The following is a 21,282-nucleotide window of genomic DNA, read 5'->3' as shown; positions in this document are numbered from 1 at the left end:
GATGCACCACGGCGAAGACCTCATCGTCCTCGGCGTCCTGTTCGTCGTCGCCTACGTCCTCGGCCGGCTGGGGAGGACGATCGGGCTCCCGGCCATCCCGATCTACATGGTCGTCGGGCTCCTCGCGAGCCCGAACTTCCACCTCTTCCCACTGGACTTCGAGTCGAGCTACATCGAGCTGACCGCGGTCTTCGGACTGATCCTGCTGCTGTTCAACCTCGGCCTGGAGTTCGACCAGGACGAGTTCTTCGGGAACGCCGGCCGGCTGATCCTCTCCGGCGGCTCCTACATCGCTGTCAACATGGCCGTCGGCCTCGGCTTCGGCTTCGCCCTGGGCTGGGGGAGCCGCGAGGCCCTGATCATCGCGGGCATCACGGCGACGAGCTCGAGCGCGATCGTCACCAAGCTGCTGATCGAGCTCAAGCGCCTGGCGAACCCCGAGACGCCGATGATCCTGGGCGTCACGGTCGTCGAGGACATCTTCATCGCGGTGTACCTGGCGATCGTGTCCGTCGTGCTCTCGGGCGAGACGGAGCCGTGGCCGGTGGTGCTCAAGCTCTTCATCGCGTTCGCGTTCCTCGTGGTGATGTTCGCGATCGCCCGCTGGGGCGGGAAGGTCGTCTCCCGCTTCTTCCGCACCCGCGACGACGAGCTGTTCACGATCCTGTTCTTCGGTCTCGCCATCCTGTTCGGCGGCATCGGCGAGGTCCTGGGAGTGACGGACGCCATCGGCGCGTTCCTGATCGGACTGGTCATCGGAGCGACGCGGTTCCGGTCGAGGGTCGAGCACATCGCGATCCCGCTGCGCGACGTGTTCGGCGCCTTCTTCTTCGTCAACTTCGGTCTCGGGCTGGATCCCGGCGCGTTCCCGAGTGTCGTGGTCCCGGTGCTGATCGCCGCGGTCATGACCATCGTCCTCAACCTCGGGGCCGGGCAGTTCGTCGCGTGGCTCAACAAGCTCGGACCGCGCGCGGGCCTGAACGCGGCGTTCATCCTGCACAACCGCGGCGAGTTCGCGCTCATCCTGGCGACGCTCTCGCTCTCGGCGGGGCTCGACGAGCGGATCCAGCCCTTCGCCGGCCTGTACGTGCTGATCATGGCGATCGTCGGGCCGATCCTCGCCTCGCGCTCCGAGAGCATCGGCGCGTTCCTCTCGCGGCGGAGGCACCGCCCGGCGCCGGCTGCGGCCACGGCGATGGACGAGGAGGACTTCGCGCTCGTGGAGGCGGCGATGGCCGCGCCCGCCGTCGCCGCGGAGGAGGCCCCCGCTCCTCCGAGGCGCCCCGCGGAGCCGGACGAGCTCGACGACGAGTTCCCCGATCCGAAGCGCCAGGCCCTCATCGACCAGGCGATGCAGCAGTCCGACGGCGCCGACGACGCCCGCCCCCGCCGCCCGAGGGAGCCCGACTACTGATCCCACGGAGCTCCCACACTCACGGGTTAGGCTCGATCCGGCCCGCGGGACACCGTGCGGATCGAGGGCGGACGAGGGACGAATGACGCAGAGCACGGTCGGGCAGGTCGCCCGGCGCCCGCGCTGGATCGCCGCGCTGGCGCTCGCGCTCCTGATCGCCGGGCTCTTCGCCGCGCTCGGGCAGTGGCAGGTCGGCCGTGCGGTCGAGGCCGCCGCACCCGACTCCGGAGTGTCGGAGACGACGCTCCCGCTCACCGAGGTCGCGACCCCCTCCCGGTCGATCACGGCGACCGCCGACGGCCAGCGCGTGGACGGCTCGTCCGTCTTCGTGCCGGGCGGGGCCGAGATCCTCGGTGGCCGCCTGAACGGCGAGCAGCCGGGCTGGTGGGTCATCGCCCGCACCCGGACCGCCGACGCCGATCTCGTGCTCGCCTACGGCTGGACGCAGGACGAGGCGCAGGCGCAGTCCGTCGCGGACGCGCTGAACAGCGGGAGCGAGCAGGCGCCCTCCTCCTTCACCGGCCGCCTCGTGGCCAACGAGGCCGCGGAGGCGCCGGCGGAGGGCCTGGACCCCGCCACCCTCACCGCGCTCTCCATCCCCGCGCTCATCAACCGCTGGCCGGATCCGCCGCAGGACGTCTACCAGGGCTACGTCGTCGTCGACGAGCCGGTCGCGGGCCTCGAGGCCATCGACTCCCCGGCGCGCGTCAGCGACGTCTCGCTGAACTGGCTCAACGTCTTCTACGCGATCGAGTGGGTCGTGTTCGCCGGCTTCGCCCTCTACCTCTGGTTCCGCCTCGTCAAGGACGCCTGGGAGCGCGAGGTCGAGGAGGCGCTCGACGCCGAGGAGCGCGCCCGTGCCGACCTGGGCGACCGGGCCGAGGCCCCCGCCCCCGCACCGTAAACTGGTCGTCATGCCCCTCGAGCCCAAGCCCGCGCAGTTCCCTGCGATCCGGAGCGCCCTGCGCTTCTACCGGGTGACCTCGATCATCACCGGCGTGATGCTGCTCCTGCTCTGCGCGGAGATGCTGCTCAAGTACGTCTTCCACCTCGAGCTGTTCGCCTTCGGCCAGCAGGGCGTCCTGCACTTCGCCCCGATGTACGAGGTGCCCGGAGGCGAGTTCAAGTCCAGCGGCACCGGCGCGAACCTGTCCACCGGCATCCTGATCGCGCACGGCTGGTTCTACGTCGTCTACCTCTTCGCCGACTTCCGCCTGTGGAGCCTCATGCGCTGGCCGTTCACGCGCTTCGTGCTCATCGCGCTCGGCGGCGTGGTGCCCACCCTCTCCTTCTTCGTCGAGACCCGCATCGCCCGCGAGGTCGAGCAGTACCTCGAGCGCCGGACAGCCGGCACCGATCCGAAGACCCCGACCGACTCCGTGGAGGCCCCCCATTAGCGAGCAGCCCACCGCCCCCCAGCCGCACCTGGCCGCGCAGCCCGTCCTCGTCGTCGACTTCGGCGCGCAGTACGCGCAGCTGATCGCCCGCAGGGTCCGCGAGGCGAACGTCTACTCCGAGATCGTGCCCTCCAATGCCACGGCCGCCGAGATCGCCGCGAAGTCGCCCGTCGGCATCATCCTCTCGGGCGGCCCGTCCAGTGTGTACGAGGAGGGCGCCCCGCAGCTCGACCCCGCGATCTTCGACCTCGGCGTCCCGGTCCTGGGCATCTGCTACGGCTTCCAGGTGATGGCGAAGACGCTCGGCGGCGAGGTCGCCAACACGGGGCTGCGCGAGTACGGAGCGACCGACGCCGCCCTCTCGACGGACGGCGGCGTGCTCCTCGGCGAGCAGCCCGCCGACCAGACGGTGTGGATGAGCCACGGCGACTCGGTCGCACAGGCGCCCGAGGGCTTCGAGGTCCTCGCCTCCACGAGCTCCACCCCGGTCGCCGCCTTCGGCAACGACGAGCGCCGCCTCTACGGCGTGCAGTGGCACCCCGAGGTCAAGCACTCCGCCTACGGCCAGGCCGTGATCGAGAACTTCCTCCACCGCGCCGCGGGCATCCCGGCCGACTGGAACTCCTCCAACGTGATCGACGACCAGGTCGCCGTGATCCGCGAGCAGGTCGGCTCCGGCCGCGTCATCTGCGGGCTCTCCGGCGGAGTCGACTCCGCCGTCGCCGCGGCGATCGTGCACCGCGCCATCGGCGACCAGCTGACCTGCGTCTTCGTCGACCACGGACTGCTCCGCAAGGACGAGCGCCGCCAGGTCGAGGAGGACTACGTCGCCGCGACCGGCGTCCGCCTGGTCACCGTCGACGCGCGCGAGCAGTTCCTCGACGCGCTCGCCGGCGTCAGCGACCCGGAGCAGAAGCGCAAGATCATCGGCCGCGAGTTCATCCGCACCTTCGAGGCCGCCGCCGAAGCGCTCGTGCTCGAAGCGCAGGGCGAGGGCGAGACGATCGACTTCCTCGTCCAGGGCACGCTCTACCCCGACGTCGTCGAATCCGGCGGCGGCACCGGCACCGCCAACATCAAGTCCCACCACAACGTCGGCGGACTCCCCGAGGACCTGCAGTTCGCGCTCGTCGAGCCGCTCCGCACCCTCTTCAAGGACGAGGTCCGCGCGATCGGCCGCGAGCTCGGACTCCCCGAGGCCATCGTCGGCCGCCAGCCCTTCCCCGGCCCCGGCCTCGGCATCCGCATCGTCGGCGAGGTCACCCAGGAGCGGCTCGACCTCCTCCAGGACGCGGACGCCATCGTCCGCGCCGAACTCACCGCCGCCGGCCTCGACACCGAGATCTGGCAGTGCCCCGTCGTCCTCCTCGCCGACGTCCGCTCCGTCGGAGTCCAGGGAGACGGCCGCACCTACGGCCACCCCATCGTCCTGCGCCCCGTCTCCTCCGAGGACGCGATGACCGCCGACTGGACCCGCCTGCCCTACGACCTCCTCGCCCGCATCTCCAACCGCATCACCAACGAGGTGAGCGGCGTGAACCGGGTAGTGCTGGATGTGACGTCCAAGCCCCCCGGCACCATCGAGTGGGAGTGATTCCGCGGGCCTCCGCACGGTCATCTGCGGCGTTGTCGTCGGGCGTCATAGCGCCGCTATGACTTCCTCCTCCGCCTTGCAGCTGACCGCGCGGAGGCCCGCGGAACGTCTGGAACGGCTCCCCTCGAGGGGGCCGTTTCTCGTGGGGGGAGCGGGTGGGGGAACGAGCCCCTTCGGGGCCGTTCCCGGGGTGTGCGTGCAGGGGAACGAGCCCCTGCGGGGCCGTTCCCCACGTGTGGGTGCAGGGGAACGAGCCCCTGCGGGGCCGATCCCGGGGTGCGGGTGCGGGGGAACGAGCCCCTGCGGGGCCGTTCCGGTGTGGCGGTTCGGGGATCGAGCCCCTGAGGGGCCGTACCGGGGTGCCGGCCGAGGGGCGAGCCTCTGACGGGCGGTCGGGAACGCTGGCTTGTCGGCCGGGGCCGGGGCGCAGGCGGGGGCGGCAGGCGCGCGAGCGCGGATCAGGCGGGGGTGTCGAGGACGCCGATGAAGCGGGTGCCGATGCCGTCGTACTCGTCCCGGCGGTGGCCCTCGGGGTGGTGCGGCCAGGAGGCGGGGGAATGGTCCTCGCAGACGAGGAATGTGAACTCGGGCCACCACTTCTTCGGGCGGGCGGCCTCGGAACGGCCGCAGACGGCGCAGTCGAGGGTCACCCACACGGGGCGCTTGCCCGTGCGGTTCGCGCGCGACTGGACGAGCCAGGCGGGCGGATCCTGCTCCAGAGCGGCGAGCTCCTCCTCCGACAGGCGGGTGGGGATGCCGTGCCGCGTCGCCATCTCGAGGGGGATGTCGAGGCGCTGAGCGGCCTCGCGACGCGTGATCATCCGGCCACCCTAACCCAGCTACGCACGCGGACTCCGAGGCCGCAGCGACGCGCGCGCGAGCAGCCACTCCAGCGGACCCTGCCCCACGAGCCGCCGCCAGAGGAGAGCGGCGACGATCGAGCCGACCACGAAGACGCCGAGCAGCGCCCAGCTGCGCCACGCCTCGAAGTCGAACGGCTCGTACGGGACCAGGTACACCGCCAGCGCCACGAGCTGCAGCGAGTAGATCGTCAACGGCATCGCACCGACGGCCGCGATCGGAGTCGCCGCCCGCGCCAGGAGCGGCAGCCGCTGCAGCAGAGCCGTCAGCGAGCCGAGGACGACGCAGGCGACCCCGCCCGCCCCGAGCAGCTCGGCGGTGGTGCTGGCGTGCGCCTCCACCGCCTCCGGACCCCCGAGCAGCAGCCCGCCGCCGTAGCCGAGCACGGCCGAGACGGCGCCGCCGACGACGACCCAGCGCTGGGTGGTCGCAGACCGGATGTCGCAGCGCGCGATCAGGAGGCCGAGGACCACGTAGGCCAGCCACGACGGCACCGGGTAGTACTGGGTGAGCCAGGTGAGGGGCTGCGCGGCCAGGAGCGCCTCGTCGGGCGACTGGGTCGAGAGCCAGGAGCCTCCGGCGCTCGTCAGCGCGGCGACCGCGAGCGGTCCGGCGATCGCGGCGACCGCGACCAGCACGGCGAGGACCGCCCGCGGCAGGAAGAGCAGCAGCGCCGCGACGAGGAACATCACTCCGTAGTGCGGCAGGATCACCGCGATCGGCGTCCCGAGCAGGGTCAGGGCGACGCCGATGACGAGCAGGTACAGACCGCGGAGCAGGATGGACCCCGTGTCGTGCCAGGGGCGGGACGAGCGCCCCGCGCCGCCCGTTATCAGCCCGATCGACACTCCCGCCAGCACGGCGAAGAGGACGGAGCTGCGGCCGTTCCAGAGCATCTCACTCTCGACGGGGGCGAGGTGGGCGGCGAACATGCCCAGGACGGCAAGGCCGCGCGCGACGTCGAGGCCGACGATCCGGGAGTCTGCGGCGCTCATCGCTCCATCGTGCCAGGCGCTCCCGGCAGAGCACCGGGAACGGCGGTGGGGCCCGTGAACGACGAAGGGCGCCCGACCCGGAGGTCGAGCGCCCGTCGGACGTGGTGCGCGGTACTACTCGCGGAAGATCGCGACGAGACGCAGGATCTCCAGGTACATCCAGACGACGGTGACCAGGATGCCGTAGGCGCCGGTCCAGCCGTAGATGCGGGGGAGGCGGTTGCGCACGCCCTGCTGGATGAACTCGAAGTCCATCACGAGCGAGTACGTGGCGAGCGCGACGGCGATGAGGCCGATCACGATGCCGATGAAGCCGGTGCGGAGACCGAAGCCGCCGCCGACGCCGAAGAGGCCGAGGCCCAGGTTCACCAGCGAGAACACCGCGTAGCTGATCATGCCGATGAAGAAGATCTTGTTGAGCTTCGGCGAGGTGCGGATCTTGCCGTTCATGAACAGCGCCAGGGTGACGCCGATCACGATGACGGTCGCCATGAGGGCCTGGACGACCGCTCCGGCGTAGGCGCTCTCGAAGAAGCGCGAGATCGCGCCGACCGCGATGCCCTGGGTCGCGGCGTAGCCGAGGATCAGGGCGGGCGACGGCTGCTTCTTGAAGGCGTTGACGATGCCCAGCACCAGTGCGACGAGCACGGCGGGGAGCATCAGGCCCGGGACAAACCAGCCGACGGCCGCACCCGCGAGGAGCACGACGAAGGCGAGGGCGGTCTTGGCGAGGGTGTCCTCGACGGTCATCCGGTCGGTCTCGACGGAGCCAGCGGCCGGACGGGAGTACATCTGGTCGAGCGTGCCGGGGGAGACGTCCGGGAGGTCCTGCACGCGGCCGGCGTAGCCGCGGTTGCTGAACTCCGGGCGCCCGAAGGCCGGATTGTTGCTTGCCATGGTTCCTCTTCTCTCAGGTGCGCTGGTCTCCGAGGGAACTCGCGGATCTGAGTCGCTGTGGGTGCGGGGTGCGCCGCGGATCCGAGAGGACTGCGACGATGGACACCACCTTATCTGAGAGCACCTCTCAGAGTCTGGCTGTTCTCTTCGAGCGGACCTCGACTCCGCTGCGAGCCGCGCAGTGCCGCCCGTAGGATCGCCGCATGCCCGCGCGCCAGTCCCCGCTCGTCATCGGCCATCGCGGAGCGAGCGGCTACCGCCCGGAGCACACCCGCTCCGCCTACGAGCTGGCGATCGCGCTGGGCGCCGACGCGCTCGAGCCCGATCTGGTGGCGACCCGCGACGGCGTGCTCGTCCTGCGCCACGAGAACGAGATCTCGGGCACGACGGACGTCGAGAAGCGCCCGGAGTTCGCCGCGCGGCGCACCACGAAGCGGATCGACGGCCGCGAGATCACCGGCTGGTTCACCGAGGACTTCACCTGGGACGAGCTGTCGGAGCTGCGGGCCCGCGAGCGGCTGCCGGCGGTGCGCGGCTCCAGCGGAACGTTCGACGGGCAGTTCCCGCTGCTGCGCTTCAGCGAGCTGCTGGCGCTGCTGGACCGGGCTCAGGAGGACGATCCGCTCGCTCCGCCGGGGCTCGTCGCGGAGATCAAGCATGCGACCTACTTCGCCGGGATCGGGCTGCCGCTGGACGTGCTGCTGCGCGAGGAGCTCGCCGCCGCGGGCTGGGGTCCGCGCGATCCGCGGCTCACGATCGAGAGCTTCGAGAAGACCGTCCTGGAGCGGCTCGCAGTGAGCGGAGTCGGCACCCGACGGATCTACCTGCTCGAGTCGCGCGGCGCCCCGCCCGACCTCGTGGCGGCCCACGGCGCCGACGCGGCCCCCTACTCCGCCTTCACCACGCCGGCGGGACTGCGGAACCTCGCCGGAGTCGTCGACGGGATCAGCGTCGACAAGAGCATGCTCTTCTCCCGGGACGCGGCCGGCCGGGCGACGGGGACCGGTCCGCTCGTCGAGGACGCCCACGCGGCCGGGCTCGAGGTCTACTGCTGGACGCTGCGCGCCGAGAACCGCTTCCTCGAGAAGGTGCACCGCCGCGGGAAGGACCCGGCGGAGTACGGCGGCTGGCAGGAGGAGTTCGCGATGATCCTCCGCTCGGGAGTCGACGGCGTCTTCGCCGACCAGCCCGATCTGGCGATCGAGGCGCGGGCGGCCGAGCAGGAGCGCCTGCTCCGCGGCTGAACCGGGATCCTGATCGGGCGCTCCTCCGGCGCGTGCCGAGCGGACGCGGAGGCTGCGCTGGCATCATCGGCTCACCACCGCCCGCCCGACCCTCGAGAGGAGGCCCCGTGTCCACCCGAGAGCGCATCACCCGCCGCTGGATCACCACCGCCGTCCTCGCCGTGATCGGCGTCGCCGCCGTGTACTGGCTCGCCGTGCTCACCGCTCAGGGACAGGGCGTCGAGAACTCCGGGCTGCGCGGCGCCGACCTCGTCTTCGGCCGGGCGACCGGCGCCGCAGCGGGGGCGCTCGCGGACGTCACCCCGCTCTCCATGGTCGTCGGCGCCCTGCTCGTCGCGGTGATCGCGCTGATCCGGAGGCGCCCGGCGCTGGCCGTCGCCTCCGTCGGCTCGATCGTCGTCACGGCCGGGCTCACCCAGCTGCTCAAGAACGTGGTCCTCGAGCGGCCCGAGCTGGTCGACACCGACTCCTGGTACACCGGCGGCAGCTTCCCGAGCGGGCACACCGCGGCGGCCGTCTCGGTCGTCTTCGCCCTGGCGATGGTCGTGCCCGGGCGGGCGCGGACCGTCGTGCTCGCACTGGGCGGCGCGGTCGTGGTGCTGGTCGGCAACCTGACGATGGCCGCGTCCTGGCACCGGGCGAGCGACGTCCTGGGGGCCGACCTCGTCGCGCTGGCCTCCGCCTCCGCCGCCTGCGCGTGGCTGACCACCAGGGCCCAGGTGGGCCGGGCGCCGAAGAGGCCCGCACGGCGCGGCGTGAACCGGCTGCTCCTGGTGTGCTCGGTGATCGTGGTGGTGCTGCTCGCGGCGCTCGCCGTCCAGGGCATCCAGTACTACCCCGACGACACGAAGGACCTCACCGCCTTCGCCCTCCTGCAGCTCCTGGCGGTGTCGACGTCGGCGCTCGCCGTGCTCGGCTTCTCCCTCGCGTGGCGCGGACTGGACGTCGGCGGGGCGCTCACCTCGCCCGCGCCGCGTCAGCGGACCGCCTGACCGCTCCCGGTGTCGGAGGGGCGATCTACACTCGGAGGGACATGAGCCTCCTCTTCGATCCGAGCGACTCCCGCGCCACCCCGGTCATCGTCGGTCACCCCGGCGGCCCCGGGGACGCGCCCCGCACCGACCCGGCGCACGAGCAACTCGTCGCGGGGCTGAACCCCCAGCAGCGCGAGGCGGTCGAGTACCGCGGAGACGCGCTGCTCATCGTCGCGGGGGCGGGCTCGGGCAAGACCAGCGTCCTCACCCGGCGCATCGCGAGCCTCCTGGGCAACGGCGAGGCGTGGCCCAGCCAGATCCTCGCGATCACGTTCACCAACAAGGCCGCGGCCGAGATGCGCGAGCGCGTCGAGAAGCTGGTGGGGCAGAGCGCCGAGGGGATGTGGATCTCGACCTTCCACTCCGCGTGCGTGCGGATCCTGCGCCGCGAGGCCGAGAACTTCGGCATGACCAAGTCGTTCACGATCTACGACTCGGGCGATCAGCGCGCGCTGCTCAAGCGCATCGTGAAGGACCTCGAGGCCGACTCGCTCGGGATCACCGTCGCGAGCGCCTCCGCGAAGATCTCCAAGCTCAAGAACGAGCTCGCAGACGTCGACTCCTACGCCCGCACCGCGAACCTCAGCGACCCGAACGAGGAGATGTTCCTCCAGGTCTTCCGGGCCTACTCGCGGGCGCTAGAGGGGGCGAACGCGTTCGACTTCGACGACCTGATCGCGCAGACGGTCTACCTCTTCCGCGCCTTCCCGCACGTCGCCGCGAAGTACCAGCGGCGCTTCCGCCACGTGCTGGTCGACGAGTACCAGGACACGAACCACGCCCAGTACTCGCTGATCCACGAGCTGACGCGGCCCGTGCCGCCGGCGACGATGGCGGCGGCGCAGTTCGACCGCCCCTACCGCGGACCGGTCACGGCCGACGGCTCGATCCCGGGGGCCTCGCTCACCGTCGTCGGCGACTCCGACCAGTCGATCTACGCGTTCCGCGGGGCCGACATCCGCAACATCGTCGAGTTCGAGCGCGACTTCCCGGGCTGCCGGGTGATCCTGCTCGAGCAGAACTACCGCTCGACGCAGAACATCCTCTCGGCGGCCAACGCCGTCATCTCGAACAACTTCGACCGTCGGGCGAAGAACCTCTGGTCCTCCAGCGGCGACGGGGAGAAGATCGTCGGCTACACCGGGTACTCGGGCCACGACGAGGCGCAGTTCGTGGTCGACGAGATCGCCCGTCTGCATGCGGCGGGCACCGGCTACGACGAGATCGCGGTCTTCTACCGCACCAACGCCCAGACCCGGGCGCTGGAGGAGATCTTCATCCGCTCCGCGCTGCCCTACCGGATCCTGGGCGGCACGAAGTTCTACGAGCGCGCCGAGATCAAGGACGCCCTGGCGTACTTGATCACTGTGGCCAACCCGGCCGACGTGCTGGCGCTGCGGCGCATCATGAACACGCCGAAGCGGGGCATCGGCCCCGCGACGGAGGCGCAGCTGCAGTCGTTCGCCGACACCAACGCGGTGACCCTGCGCGAGGCGATGCGCAACGCCGGCTCGCTCGGGATGGGCCCGAAGGTGACGAAGGCGATCGTCGACCTCGCGACGCTCCTCGACGAGTGCGCGCTGATGCTCGACCCCGCCCGCGAGGGCGGCGAGGCGAAGGTGCACGAGGTGCTGACGGCGCTCCTCACCCGCAGCGGCTACCTCGACATGCTCCGCGCCAGCCGCGACCCGCAGGACGAGGCCCGCGCCGAGAACGTCGACGAGCTCATCGCCGTCACCAAGGAGTTCGCGCGCAACAACCCGGACGGCGGGCTCGTCGACTTCCTGACCGAGGTCTCGCTGGTCGCCGCGGCCGACGACCTCGACGACGACTCCGGCACCGTCTCGCTGATGACGCTGCACACGGCGAAGGGCCTCGAGTACGACGCCGTGTTCCTCACCGGCATCGAGGAGGACCTGCTCCCGCACCGCATCTCGGCGAACGAGCCCGGCGGTCCGGCCGAGGAGCGGCGACTGTTCTACGTGGGGATCACCCGGGCCCGCAAGCGCCTCTACCTCTCGCTGGCGATGACCCGGGCGCAGTACGGCGAGACGTCGGTCGCGATGCCGAGCCGGTTCCTGCAGGAGATCCCGGGCGAGCTGATCCAGTGGCGCCAGTCGCCGGGCGCGGCGACCTCGCGCGGCGGCACCCAGCCCCGGGCTCTGAACGCGCAGCGGCCCGGCTTCGGCCGGTCGCGCTCGAACACCGAGTTCCGGGAGGCGCTCGCCGCGGCGCCGAAGGCCAAGGGCGAGTTCCCGAACCGGATCACCGGCATGGTGCGCGACAACGGCGACCTCGAGCTGATCGCGGGCGACCGCATCCGGCACACCGACTTCGGAGAGGGGCGCGTGAACGCGGTGACGGGCGAGGGCTCGAAGCGCGTGGCGCACGTGCTCTTCGACCAGGTGGGCGCTAAGAAGCTGCTGATCAAGGTCGCGCCGATCGAGAAGATCTAGCCCGGTGGCGGCCGGATCGGCGGCCGCGCGGCTCGCGACGGAGGTGTTCTCCCCGGCGGTCCTCGCGGTGCTCGTGCCGGTCGTGGTCGGCGCGCGCGTCACGGATCCGCCCCTGCTCGGCGTCGCCTGGGGAGCGCTCGCGGCGCTCTTCGTCGGCGTGGTGCCCTACCTGGTCATCCGGCTGCTGATGCGCACCGGCCGGATCCACGGCGACCACCACGTGCCCGACCGGCGCGAGCGCGCGCTGCCGATCGCGCTGGCGCTGGTGTCGATCACGGCCGGACTGGTGCTGCTCGCCCTGCTCGGCGCTCCCGCCGCGGTGACCACGTTCGGCGTGGTGACGGTGGCCGTGGTGCTCGCTGTCGGCGCGGTCAACCTGGTCTGGAAGCTGTCCGGGCACGCGGCGGTGGTCGCCACCTGCGCCGTCGTCGTGCTGATCGCCTACGGACCGCTCTCCCTGCTGATCAGCGTGCCGATCGTCCTCTGGGTGCTCTGGTCGAGGGTGCGCCTCGGCGCGCACACCCCCGCCCAGGTCCTCGCGGGCGCCGCCGTCGGCACGCTGCTCGCCTCCGTCGTGTGGTCCCTCCTCACCTGACCGTGCCGCGAGATGCCACCTGTGCTGCCGCAGAACGGCGTGTCGCCGTCACAAGTGGCATCTCGCGAGGGGGGAGCGGCTCGGGTCAGTCGCAGGCGATGCCGTCGCCGTCGCGGTCGAGGTCGTACACGTCACTGCCGACCACGGTCACGGGACCGGAGACGTACGAGGGGCCGTTGCCGGATCCGCCGGCGCAGTCGACATCGGAGTCGATCGGCACGCAGGGGCCCGTGTAGTTCGGGTCGCATCCCGAAGCCTCCTCGATCTCCGGCTCCGGAGCCGGAGCAGGCGGCGGAACGCGGACACCGGTGCGGGTGACGTCGTCGATCGGAGCGGTCGTCACCGACTCGGACACCGTCGACCGCGACACCTCGACGCCGTCGTGCTCGACGACCTCCACCGTGCGGGTGAGGACGCCGTCCGCACCCGGGACGACGCTCACGACGCCGAGATCGGCGGCCGGGTCGTCCTCGCTCCTGCTTCCTCGAGGGACCGCGGCGGTCTCGGTGACCGTCCTCGTCGTGATCACGACGGTCGGAGTGGGAGTCGGGGTGGGAGCGGCCGTGCGTTCCGGAGCGGCGGTCCGCTCCGGAGCGGGCGCAGCGCTCGCCGTGGTCGCCGCCACGGGCAGCTCCGCGAGCGGCGCGGGAGCGGTGGCGCCGTACGCGCTCGTCGAGACGAGCAGGGCGGCGAGAGCGCCCGCCGCGACGACCCCTCCGGTGCGCCGCCCCGGGGACAGCCCGAGCCAGGTCGGACGACCGAGGACCGCCGCGTAGACGCCGGTGAGGAGAGCGACGAGAGCGACGAGGGCCGCTGCCGACCAGATCCCTCCGGAGAGCAGGCCGACCAGAGCGAGGAACGCGGTCGCGCCCGCGCCGATCCACTGGAGCGGAGTGAGTCGGAGCCGGGTCAGGCGGAGCGAGCCGAGACGGAGAGGCCTCCGGTCTGTGCGGCGGCGGGCGGAGGGCAGCGGGAAGGGGAAGCGTCGGGGCACGAGGATCTTTCTCGGGTCGGTGTCGGGTGCCTCAGCCTCGCCGCACGGGACGTGATGTCCTATACCCCCGATCGGGGAACGACGCCGTCTCCGCCCTCCGAACTCCGGCCGCCCTTCGCGAGATGCCACTTCAGTACGCGACACGCCGCACCGGGCGTACCCAAGTGGCATCTCGCGGAAGGGGTCAGCCGGCGTAGCGCGCGACGAGCTCCCGCTTGAGGATCTTGCCGCTGGGTCCGAGAGGGAGGGCGTCGACGAACTCGACGCGGCGGGGGAACTTGAAGGCGGCGAGGTGCTCGTTCGCGTAGGCGATCAGCTCCTCCGCTGTGGCGGTCGCCGACGGGGCGAGGATCACCGCGGCCATCACCTCCTGGCCGTGGCGCTCGTCCGGGATCCCGAAGACCGCCGCGTTCTGCACGGCCGGGTGCCCGATCAGCACCTCCTCGACCTCGCGCGGGTACACGTTGTAGCCGTTGCGGATGATCATGTCCTTGGTGCGGTCGAGGATGCGGATGTAGTCCTCCTCGTCCTTCGTGCCCAGGTCGCCGGTGCGGAACCATCCGTCGATCACCGCCTCCGCGGTCGCCGCCGGGTTGCCGAGGTACCCCTTCATCAGGTTGTGCCCGCGCACCACGATCTCGCCGAGCTCGCCCCGGGGGAGCAGCTCGACGCGGTCGGTCACGTCGGGGCGGGCGACCTCGACCTCGACGCCCCAGATCGGCGTGCCGACCGTGCCCGGCCGTGGCGGGACTCCGACGTGGTTGAAGGTGGCGACCGGGGAGGTCTCGGTGAGCCCGTAGCCCTCGTAGATCTCGACCCCGAACACCTCGCGGAAGCGCTCGATCACGGCGACGGGCAGGGCGGCGCCTCCCGAGACCGCGTAGCGCAGGGGCGGCCGGTCCTCGCGCCGGGTCGCGGCGTCGAGCAGGGCGACGTACATCGTGGGCACGCCCTCGAAGACCGTGCAGCCGTGGGCGATCATCGCCTCGAGCGCGGCGTCGCCGTCGAACTTCGGCACCAGGACGACAGTCGCGGCGGTGCGGAAGGCCGTGTTCATCGCGCAGACCTGCCCGAAGGTGTGGAAGAGCGGCAGCGCCCCGAGCACCACGTCGCCGCGGTGCAGGTCGAACGTGTTCATCAGCAGCACGTCCGACTGCGAGACGATCGCGAAGTGCGTCCCCTCCGCCCCCTTCGGGCGGCCGGTGGTGCCGCTGGTGTAGAGGATCGTCGCCGTGTCGGAGGGGGAGCGGGGCACGTAGCCGTCGATCGGGGCCGCCTCCGCGGCGAGGTCCTCCAGGCGCGGAAGGGGCGAGTCCGTCCCGTCGGGCACCATCACGCTCAGCACGGGGACGCCGGCGAGGTCCGCTCCGGCGGCCCCCTCGGCGAGCAGCGGAGCGGCGCACACGAGCGCGACGGCTCCGGAGTCGCGCAGGACGTAGGCGATCTCGTCGTGCTTGAGCAGGGCGTGCACCGGGACCACCACGGCCCCGAGCGCGAGGACCGCGAAGTAGCCGCGGGGGAAGTCGGGGACGTTAGGGACGAGCAGGGCGACGCGGTCGCCCGGGCCGATGCCCTGGGCGCGCAGGGCTCCGGCGTAGGCCCGGGTCTGCCGCCAGAGGGTCGCGTAGTCGACGGCCTGCTCGCCGACGCGGATCGCGATCGTGTCGGGAGTGCGCCGCGCCGCCTCCGCCAGGATGGCCGCGACGGAGAGGGTGCCGAAGCCGGCGGCGGGCGGGGGAGCGGCGGGGGCCTCGGCCGTGCGGGGTTCGGTGATGCTCATCAAGGCTCCAGTCGTCGTTGACCGCCGCGGCGGATGCCGGGTGCTTCACCGTAGATCCGCCGGGGGGCCGCGTCGAGCGATCCGCACCGGATGTTCAGCGCGGACGGGCGGGGAGTGCGCATCCCGGCGCCGAGCGGAAGGGGGTGCGGGAGGCGCGCGCGGCTGCCTACAGTCGGACTGCTGCGGCCCGGTTCCGCGGGTCTGACGACGGGAGGCGCGATGCGCGGCGAGGCGACGCTCTACACGGACGCGGTGGTGACGGCTCCGTTCGCCCTCGCGGTGATCGCGGAGGCGACCGGATCGCACGTGGTCGGCGCCCGGACCGCGGACGCGCACGTGCCGCTCTACAGCGGTCCGACGAGCGCGCGGGTCGAGATCGCGGGGTTCGGCGACAGCGTGCCGGTCACCGTCGACGTGCGCGACGAGCGTGGAACAGACGAGGCGCGCGCGGCCGCGCAGGCGCTCGGGCTGGAGCTCGCCGCCTATGCGGGCTGGGAGGTCGTGGCCGGCTTCTGAGCGTCGCGGCGCACCCGGGCGAGGTAGTAGCGGCTGGGGGCCGTCCGCACGATCGCGGGCAGCAGGCGGTAGACGGCGAAGGTGCGCGAGAGCGCCCGCTCGAACCGCGCCTCCTGCCGCGCGGTCCAGCGGAAGCCGAACGGCTCGCGGAGCACCGCGGGGAGCAGGCCGGCGGTCATCAGGCGGAGGTAGGGACCGAGCGGGCGCAGGTACCAGGCGGCGATGCTCGGGCCGAGCAGGTCGTGGGCGACGCGGCGGGCGGCGGGCGTGACCTCGAGGCGCTCCAGCTCCCTCTCCCAGTAGGCGTCGAACGCGGTGCGCGAGTCGGGCCAGAGGTCTGCGGGCATCTGCAGGGCCGCGCCGACGACGACGGAGCGGCGCACGATGTCGTCCGCCTCCTCCTCGCTCAGCGCGCCGAAGGCGCCCTCGTAGAGCTGCAGCATCGACTGGGTGAGCGTCGCCGCGACCCAGCGCTGCAGCTCCGGGTCGAAGGCCGTGTATCCGGGGCCGCGGACGGGCACGTGCGCCCTGTTCACCCGGCGGCGGACGGCGCGCACGTCCTCCGGTGTGCCGTAGTGCAGGACGTAGAGGTAGGAGAGCGTCCCGTGCAGGCGGTTCACGGCCCGGTGCACGAAGTCGGAGTGGTCGGCGACGCCCTGCCCCACCGCCGGGTGCGCGATCTGGAGGAGGATCGCGCGCGCCCCCGCCAGCAGGAACACGCCCTCGCGGAAGACGTCCGGGGTGTGGGAGGCCGACGACATGGCTCCACGCTACGCGGGAGCGGCGGGCGGAGGAGGGACCGGTGCCCCCGGCGGGCGTCCGGCGGGCGCGGAGCGAGCGCACGGGAAGCCCCCGGCGGGTGCGGAGTAGACTCGGCGCGGCCCAGGGACAGTGCCGAGACTCCGGCGTCGTCCGGGCCACCTCGAACTCGAAACGCAAGCGCGCTCGGCGCGGAATGGGAATGCAGCGTGGATCTCTTCGAATACCAGGCCCGTGATCTGTTCGAGAAGTACGGCGTCCCCGTGCTCCCGGGCATCGTCGCCGACACGCCGGAGGAGGTGCGTGCCGCGGCGGAGAAGCTCGGCGGCGTCACCGTCGTCAAGGCGCAGGTCAAGATCGGCGGCCGCGGCAAGGCGGGCGGCGTGAAGGTCGCGAAGACCCCCGAGGACGCGTTCGCCGCGGCGCAGTCGATCCTCGGCCTCGACATCAAGGGCCACGTCGTCAAGCGCGTCATGGTCGCCGGCGGTGCGCGCATCGACCGCGAGTTCTACTTCTCGGTGCTGCTGGACCGGGCCAACCGCTCCTACCTCTCGCTCACCTCGTACGAGGGCGGCATGGAGATCGAGCAGCTCGCCGTCGAGCGCCCCGACGCCCTCGCGCGCGTCGAGGTCGTCCCCGGTCAGGGCATCGACCAGGCCAAGGCCGAGGAGATCGCCCGCGCCGCCAAGTTCCCGGAGGAGCTGATCGCGAAGGTCGCTCCCGTCCTGGTGAAGCTGTACGACGTCTACACCGGCGAGGACGCCACGCTCGTCGAGGTGAACCCGCTCGTGCTCACCGAGGAGGGCGACATCGTCGCACTCGACGGCAAGGTCTCGCTCGACGAGAACGCCGGCTTCCGCCACGCGGACCACGCGGCGCTCGAGGACAAGGACGCTGCCGACCCCCTCGAGGCGAAGGCCAAGGAGAACGACCTCAACTACGTGAAGCTCGACGGCGAGGTCGGCATCATCGGCAACGGCGCGGGCCTGGTCATGTCGACCCTCGACGTCGTCGCCTACGCCGGAGAGAGGCACAACGGCGTGAAGCCGGCCAACTTCCTCGACATCGGCGGCGGAGCCTCCGCCCAGGTGATGGCGAACGGCCTCGACGTGATCCTCGGCGACGAGCAGGTCAAGAGCGTCTTCGTCAACGTCTTCGGCGGCATCACCGCGTGCGACGCGGTCGCCAACGGCATTCTCCAGGCGCTCGAGATCCTCGGCGACTCGGCCACCAAGCCGCTCGTCGTCCGCCTCGACGGCAACAAGGTCGAGGAGGGCCGCGCGATCCTGCAGGCCGCCGCCAACCCGCTCATCACGCTCGCCGCGACCATGGACGAGGGCGCCGACAAGGCCGCCGAACTCGCCGCCGCGTAACGGACCCGACGACTCAAGGAATCAGAGAACAAGCATGTCGATCTTCCTCACCAAGGACTCCAAGGTCATCGTCCAGGGCATCACCGGCGGCGAGGGCACCAAGCACACCGCGCTGATGCTCAAGGCCGGCACGAACGTCGTCGGCGGCGTCAACGCCCGCAAGGCCGGCACGACCGTCACCCACGGCGACGTCGAGCTCCCCGTCTTCGGCACCGTGAAGGAGGCGATGGAGGCCACCGGCGCCGACGTCTCCATCGCGTTCGTGCCGCCCGCCTTCTCGAAGGACGCCGTGATCGAGGCGATCGACGCCGAGATCGGCCTCCTCGTCGTCATCACCGAGGGCATCCCGGTGCAGGACTCCGCGGAGTTCTGGGCGTACGCGCAGGAGAAGGGGAACAAGACCCGGATCATCGGCCCGAACTGCCCCGGCATCATCACGCCGGGCGAGTCGCTCGTGGGCATCACCCCCGCGACGATCACCGGCAAGGGTCCCATCGGCCTCGTCTCGAAGTCGGGCACCCTGACCTACCAGATGATGTACGAGCTGCGCGATCTCGGCTTCTCGACCGCCATCGGCATCGGAGGCGACCCGATCATCGGCACCACGCACATCGACGCGCTCGCCGCGTTCGAGGCCGACCCCGAGACGAAGGCGATCGTGATGATCGGCGAGATCGGCGGCGACGCCGAGGAGCGCGCCGCGGACTTCATCAAGGCGAACGTCACGAAGCCCGTCGTCGGCTACGTCGCGGGCTTCACCGCCCCCGAGGGCAAGACGATGGGCCACGCCGGCGCCATCGTCTCCGGTTCCGCCGGGACCGCGCAGGCGAAGAAGGAAGCCCTCGAGGCCGCGGGCGTGAAGGTCGGCAAGACGCCGTCCGAGACGGCCGCCCTGCTCCGCGAGGTCTACGCGGCGCTCTAGCGCGCGGCCTCCCCGCACCACCGTCGGAACGGACGGTGCCCCTGCTCCGGCGGGCGGCACCGTCCGTTCCGTCGTCGGTGCGGGTCCTCCCGGAGTAGCGTCGCAGCGTGACCCGCCGCCTCGGACTCGACCTGCTGACCTTCGTCCCGTACCCGGAGGGCCCCGAGCAGCCCGGCGACGCCGCGCGGAGCCTCGAGGACGGGCTCGCCCTGCTCGAGCTCGCCGAGGAGCTCGGCTACGGCACCGGCTGGGTCCGCGTGCGCCATTTCGAGCGCTACCTCGCGTCTCCGATGACCTTCTTCGCGGCCGCCTCCCAGCGGACCCGCCGCCTCCGCCTCGGGACCGCGGTCATCGGTGCCCGCTACGAGTCGCCCGTGCGCCTCGCGGAGGACGCCGCGACCGTGGACCTGCTCTCGGGCGGACGCCTCGACCTCGGCGTCAGCAGCGGCTTCGCGCACCTCGCCTCGGTCTTCGACGGGGTCTTCGGGCAGGCCGAGCGCGACTTCCGCGAGGAGGCGCAGGAGCGCATCGCGCGGCTCCGCGAGGCGCTCTCGGGCGCCGTGCTCGGCGTCGCGGAGTCGGCGCTGATGTCGGTCCCGGTCGGCTCTCCGCTCGTCCAGCAGCCGCACGCTCCCGGCCTGGCCGACCGGCTCTGGTACGGGGCGGGATCGGTGTCCTCCGCGGTCCGGGCGGGCGAGCAGGGCATGCACCTGCAGGTGTCCACGCTCAACACGGAGGAGACGGGCCTGCCGTTCGCCGAGCAGCAGGCCGTGCAGATCCGCGCCTACCGCGAGGCCTTCGCCGCCGCGCACCCGGGGCGCACGTCGAGGGTGACGGCGGGCCGCATCGTGCTGCCGCTGCTCGACGCCGCCGACGAGGAGGCGCACCGTCCCTTCATCGAGGGCTACCTCGCGCGGATGGACGACGAGGGCCGCCCCCGCACGGCCGACCGGTCGATCATCGCCGCCCCGATGCGCTTCAGCTCCCTCCACATCGGGAGCCCGGAGCGGATCGTCGCGTCGCTCGCCGCTGATCCGGCGCTCGCCGAGGCGGACGCGCTCACGGTGACGCTCCCGGCGGTCGGCGGAGTGGAGTCGCACCGGCGCATCCTGCGCGCCGTCGCCGAGCTCATCGCCCCGCAGCTGGGCTGGACGCCCGGGGTCTGAGCCGGATCAGCGCCGCGCGAGCAGCGCCCTGGCGGGGCGCTGCAGCAGGAGCAGGAGCAGCCACCAGAGCCCGACCGACGGGATCAGCAGCGCCAGCGCCAGTGCGACGAGGAGCAGCGCGAAGGGCAGCAGGGCGGGCGCGAGCGGCAGTGGTCCCGCGCCGGGCCGTCTCAGCTCCGGGTGCCGGGAGAGGCGCAGCTCGATCAGGACCAGCGCTCCGCTCATCGCCGCCATCGTGCCGATGTAGAGCCCGATCGTCGCCCGGGAGTCCGGGAAGAGCGCCAGCGCGCTCGTCGAGAATGGGAAGAACGCCAGCGCGGCCAGCCAGAGCAGGTTCAGCCACACGAGAGCGCTGTCGTAGTCCCCGGCGACCTCGAAGACGCGGTGGTGGGGGATCCAGAAGACGGCGATGATCGCGAACGAGAGCGCGAAGGCGAGGACCGAGTCGAGGTGCTCCGCGAGCAGCGCCGGGACTCCGCCGCCCTCCCGGGCGACCTCGGGAGCCAGCTGCACCAGCGGGAGGACGAGGACGGTGATGGCGATGGCGGCGGTCGCGTCCGAGAAGTTGACGAGCCGGTCGAGCCCCCGCTCCGTCCGGCGGAGGGCTGTTCGGCCCCCGGGGCGCCCGCGGTGGACCAGGCGCTCGATCGGGCCCGAGAGCAGGAGCAGCAGGAGCGCGAACATGTTGACGGCGGGCACCGCCACGGCGAGCACGAGGGCCGCGAGGAGGACGCCGATCACGATCAGCGACCTCGAGAGGGAGCGCCGCGGCTCCGCCCCCGGGGCCAGGAGCTCCGGGTCGCGGCGCACGATGAGCTGCATCGCGGAAGTCGCCGCGCTCGCCGCGATCATCGTGCCGATGTAGAGCGCGATGACGCTGCCGTCGGTGTCGAGCACGTTCGAGATCAGGTTCGCCGAGAAGGGGAGCAGGACGACCGCGGCCAGCCAGACGAAGTTCGCGACGACGAGCGCGGGGGAGTAGCGGGCCACGCCCTCGAAGACGGAGTGGTGGACCGTCCAGAGCCGCCCGATCACGGCGAACGTGATGAAGAAGGCGGAGAGGGTGCCGTAGTGCCCGGTGAGCAGGGAGCCCAGATCCGCCGCGCGGCCCTCCTCCACCACGTCGACCAGGGGGAGGACGAGGAACGTGATGGCGATGGCGACGACGGCGTCGGAGAAGTTGACGAGGCGGTCCAGGCCGCGCTCCGTCCGTGCGTCCGAGATCCCCGTCATGGCTCCGACACTAGAGGGCCGGGCGGCGCGCCCCTGACCCGCCTCCGAGCGC

General features: G+C 72.0%; 19 protein-coding genes. 12 read left to right on the top strand and 7 right to left on the bottom strand.

Annotation, left to right across the window (positions count from 1 at the left end; translation table 11 throughout):
• Window position 1 precedes the first annotated feature (1 nt).
• From GSU45_RS12330 to guaA, 4 genes are all read left to right on the top strand, one after another.
• Entirely contained in the window at window positions 2-1,414 is a 1,413-nt protein-coding gene (locus tag GSU45_RS12330; RefSeq protein WP_159915335.1) for a cation:proton antiporter, read from the top strand.
• Between the two features lie 82 nt (window positions 1,415-1,496).
• Window positions 1,497-2,318 (top strand): SURF1 family cytochrome oxidase biogenesis protein, encoded by an 822-nt coding sequence (locus GSU45_RS12325; protein WP_159915333.1) that lies wholly within the window; start codon window positions 1,497-1,499, stop codon window positions 2,316-2,318.
• 10 nt (window positions 2,319-2,328) lie between these two features.
• The gene (locus GSU45_RS12320; protein ID WP_104274234.1) at window positions 2,329-2,811 is read left to right on the top strand and encodes a DUF3817 domain-containing protein; all 483 of its coding nucleotides are present in this window, start codon (window positions 2,329-2,331) and stop codon (window positions 2,809-2,811) included.
• Window positions 2,812-2,839: 28 nt separating this feature from the next.
• Complete coding sequence (gene guaA / locus GSU45_RS12315; protein ID WP_159917108.1) at window positions 2,840-4,405, top strand: glutamine-hydrolyzing GMP synthase; 1,566 nt, start codon at window positions 2,840-2,842, stop codon at window positions 4,403-4,405.
• Window positions 4,406-4,863: 458 nt separating this feature from the next.
• Here guaA and GSU45_RS12310 read toward each other — a convergent pair whose 3' ends face one another.
• The 3 genes from GSU45_RS12310 to GSU45_RS12300 all read right to left on the bottom strand — a co-directional run bounded on the left by GSU45_RS12310 (window position 4,864) and on the right by GSU45_RS12300 (window position 7,158).
• Entirely contained in the window at window positions 4,864-5,226 is a 363-nt protein-coding gene (locus GSU45_RS12310; RefSeq protein WP_159915331.1) for a DUF5997 family protein, read from the bottom strand.
• An 18-nt stretch (window positions 5,227-5,244) separates the two neighbouring features.
• Window positions 5,245-6,261, bottom strand: a complete 1,017-nt coding sequence (locus GSU45_RS12305) for a DUF418 domain-containing protein (RefSeq protein ID WP_159915329.1) — start codon at window positions 6,259-6,261, stop codon at window positions 5,245-5,247.
• 114 nt (window positions 6,262-6,375) lie between these two features.
• A complete protein-coding gene (locus GSU45_RS12300; protein WP_159915327.1) occupies window positions 6,376-7,158 on the bottom strand; it encodes a Bax inhibitor-1/YccA family protein in 783 nt (260 codons plus the stop codon).
• 203 nt (window positions 7,159-7,361) lie between these two features.
• Between GSU45_RS12300 and GSU45_RS12295 the strand changes: the two genes are divergently transcribed.
• From GSU45_RS12295 to GSU45_RS12280, 4 genes are all read left to right on the top strand, one after another.
• Window positions 7,362-8,402, top strand: a complete 1,041-nt coding sequence (locus GSU45_RS12295) for a glycerophosphodiester phosphodiesterase family protein (RefSeq protein WP_159915325.1) — start codon at window positions 7,362-7,364, stop codon at window positions 8,400-8,402.
• Between the two features lie 107 nt (window positions 8,403-8,509).
• The gene (locus GSU45_RS12290) at window positions 8,510-9,394 is read left to right on the top strand and encodes a phosphatase PAP2 family protein (RefSeq protein WP_159915323.1); all 885 of its coding nucleotides are present in this window, start codon (window positions 8,510-8,512) and stop codon (window positions 9,392-9,394) included.
• Between the two features lie 41 nt (window positions 9,395-9,435).
• On the top strand, window positions 9,436-11,892 hold the full coding sequence (locus GSU45_RS12285) for a UvrD-helicase domain-containing protein (RefSeq protein WP_159915321.1): 2,457 nt from the start codon (window positions 9,436-9,438) through the stop codon (window positions 11,890-11,892).
• A gap of 4 nt (window positions 11,893-11,896) precedes the next feature.
• Window positions 11,897-12,487 carry a phosphatase PAP2 family protein gene (locus tag GSU45_RS12280; protein WP_159915319.1) on the top strand — a complete coding sequence of 197 codons (591 nt, stop codon included), beginning with the start codon at window positions 11,897-11,899 and terminating at the stop codon, window positions 12,485-12,487.
• Window positions 12,488-12,572: 85 nt separating this feature from the next.
• On the opposite strand, the gene GSU45_RS12275 is transcribed toward GSU45_RS12280, so the two are convergent.
• Both GSU45_RS12275 and GSU45_RS12270 read right to left on the bottom strand, forming a co-directional pair.
• Window positions 12,573-13,481, bottom strand: coding sequence for a G5 domain-containing protein (locus GSU45_RS12275; RefSeq protein ID WP_159915317.1), 909 nt, complete (start codon window positions 13,479-13,481; stop codon window positions 12,573-12,575).
• Between the two features lie 184 nt (window positions 13,482-13,665).
• Window positions 13,666-15,261 (bottom strand): long-chain fatty acid--CoA ligase, encoded by a 1,596-nt coding sequence (locus tag GSU45_RS12270; protein ID WP_159915315.1) that lies wholly within the window; start codon window positions 15,259-15,261, stop codon window positions 13,666-13,668.
• A 219-nt stretch (window positions 15,262-15,480) separates the two neighbouring features.
• Here GSU45_RS12270 and GSU45_RS12265 point away from each other — a divergent pair, with 219 nt between their 5' ends.
• On the top strand, window positions 15,481-15,777 hold the full coding sequence (locus GSU45_RS12265) for a hypothetical protein (RefSeq protein WP_159915313.1): 297 nt from the start codon (window positions 15,481-15,483) through the stop codon (window positions 15,775-15,777).
• On the opposite strand, the gene GSU45_RS12260 is transcribed toward GSU45_RS12265, so the two are convergent.
• On the bottom strand, window positions 15,744-16,538 hold the full coding sequence (locus GSU45_RS12260) for an oxygenase MpaB family protein (protein ID WP_159915311.1): 795 nt from the start codon (window positions 16,536-16,538) through the stop codon (window positions 15,744-15,746). The genes GSU45_RS12265 and GSU45_RS12260 overlap by 34 nt on opposite strands.
• Before the next feature lie 207 nt (window positions 16,539-16,745).
• Here GSU45_RS12260 and sucC point away from each other — a divergent pair, with 207 nt between their 5' ends.
• From sucC to GSU45_RS12245, 3 genes are all read left to right on the top strand, one after another.
• The gene (gene sucC / locus GSU45_RS12255; protein WP_104224928.1) at window positions 16,746-17,909 is read left to right on the top strand and encodes an ADP-forming succinate--CoA ligase subunit beta; all 1,164 of its coding nucleotides are present in this window, start codon (window positions 16,746-16,748) and stop codon (window positions 17,907-17,909) included.
• Between the two features lie 34 nt (window positions 17,910-17,943).
• Window positions 17,944-18,831 carry a succinate--CoA ligase subunit alpha gene (sucD, locus tag GSU45_RS12250; protein WP_104224929.1) on the top strand — a complete coding sequence of 296 codons (888 nt, stop codon included), beginning with the start codon at window positions 17,944-17,946 and terminating at the stop codon, window positions 18,829-18,831.
• A gap of 107 nt (window positions 18,832-18,938) precedes the next feature.
• Window positions 18,939-19,997 (top strand): LLM class flavin-dependent oxidoreductase, encoded by a 1,059-nt coding sequence (locus GSU45_RS12245; protein WP_159915309.1) that lies wholly within the window; start codon window positions 18,939-18,941, stop codon window positions 19,995-19,997.
• A 6-nt stretch (window positions 19,998-20,003) separates the two neighbouring features.
• Here the strand turns inward: GSU45_RS12245 and GSU45_RS12240 are convergent, their stop codons facing one another.
• Window positions 20,004-21,230 (bottom strand): TMEM175 family protein, encoded by a 1,227-nt coding sequence (locus GSU45_RS12240; protein ID WP_159915307.1) that lies wholly within the window; start codon window positions 21,228-21,230, stop codon window positions 20,004-20,006.
• Window positions 21,231-21,282: the final 52 nt, after the last annotated feature.

The sequence above is a fragment of the Rathayibacter sp. VKM Ac-2801 genome, from assembly GCF_009834245.1.
In the GTDB taxonomy this organism is placed as follows: Bacteria; Actinomycetota; Actinomycetes; order Actinomycetales; family Microbacteriaceae; genus Rathayibacter.
Note: the sequence above shows the minus strand (reverse complement) of the source record. Positions and strands in the feature narration are given on the sequence as shown.